Genomic DNA, 1152 nt, shown 5'->3' with positions numbered 1-1152 from the left:
AGACACCATGGGTAAAGAGTCGCACTACAACAGCAAGAAGGACCGCGTGTTCCTGCGCGCCATCGCCGGCCCCTACAACCTGAAGGCCGAGCTCGACCGGCTGCGCTCCATGCCGCGCGTCATCAAGGGCACCGAGCTGCTCTTCAACGACGGCCCGCAATCGTTCAGCAAGCACTTCGTCGAGCCGGTCGACGGCCTGACCCAGACCCTGCACATCCACCTGGAAGAGTACGGTCCCGGCGGACGCACCCAGAAGCACGGCCACGTCAACGAGGCGGCGTTCTACATCCTGGACGGCACCGGCTACGAGATCCACGACGGCATCCGCTACGACTGGAAGGCGGGCGACGTGGCCATCGTGCACAACAACTGCGTGCACCAGCACTTCAACGCCGATCCGGACAAGCCGGCGCGCGCGCTGGTGATGAAGCCCAAGCCCATGATGATGTTCATGAACCTGCTGTTCCAGAAGCAGGTGATCCCGAAGCCGACCGAGCCGACGCCGGGCGGCGCGGGCTTCGAGCCGCGCAACTTCGAGGACAACTACAACTACGCCGATTACTCCGCGAAAGAGTAAGGGCCAAGAAAGAAAGCCGGAAGGAGACCGAAATGGCATGGAGTGAATCGAAGGCCTGGCTCAAGGGCAAGCTGAACCAGGAGCTGTATGAAGGACTGCTGCAGGATGCGGCGGAAGCGCCGGCGCGCAATGCCAAGCGCAAGAAGGTGGTGACGCCGGAAGAAATGCCGTGGGAGATGTCGCGCCAGGGCATCCTCAAGCACCTGCTCAACGAGAAGATGAACACCCGCATGGAGTCGGTGGACGCCTACATGCAGATCATTCCGCCGGGCAGCCGCTCGGGCAAGCATAGGCATCTGGCGGAAGAGTGCGTGTACGTGCTGGAAGGACGGGGCTACGACCTGCACCAGGACTGCGACGTGGAGATCACCGACACGTACCACTGGAAGGCGCAGGACGAGGTCAAGCGCTTCGAGTGGGAGGCGGGGGATGTGATCTACATTCCGCCCAACACGATCCACCAGCACTTCAACGCTGATCCGGAGCGGCCGGTGCGGCTGATCTCGGCGATCAACCGCATCTACGAGAAGTTCGGGCTGAACGATCTGGAGCAGATCGAGGATGCGCCGGAGTAC

The 1152-nt window shown here is 62.3% G+C and carries 2 protein-coding genes; both read left to right on the top strand.

Annotated elements, in window-relative coordinates; translation table 11 throughout:
- Positions 1 to 7 precede the first annotated feature (7 nt).
- Positions 8 to 577, top strand: coding sequence for a cupin domain-containing protein (locus CHB88_RS24065; protein WP_089401893.1), 570 nt, complete (start codon positions 8 to 10; stop codon positions 575 to 577).
- 32 nt (positions 578 to 609) lie between these two features.
- Positions 610 to 1152, top strand: a 543-nt coding sequence (locus tag CHB88_RS24060; protein WP_089401892.1) for a cupin domain-containing protein, incomplete at its 3' end; no start/stop codon positions are given.

This window comes from Noviherbaspirillum humi, assembly GCF_900188095.1.
GTDB classification, from domain to species: domain Bacteria; phylum Pseudomonadota; class Gammaproteobacteria; order Burkholderiales; family Burkholderiaceae_D; genus Noviherbaspirillum; species Noviherbaspirillum humi.
This window is presented reverse-complemented; position numbering and strand designations above follow the sequence as displayed.

Bases quoted from the DNA above. Each gene is read 5' to 3' on its own strand.
- CHB88_RS24065 (WP_089401893.1), top strand. From the start codon at position 8: ATGGGTAAAGAGTCGCACTACAACAGCAAGAAGGACCGCGTGTTCCTG.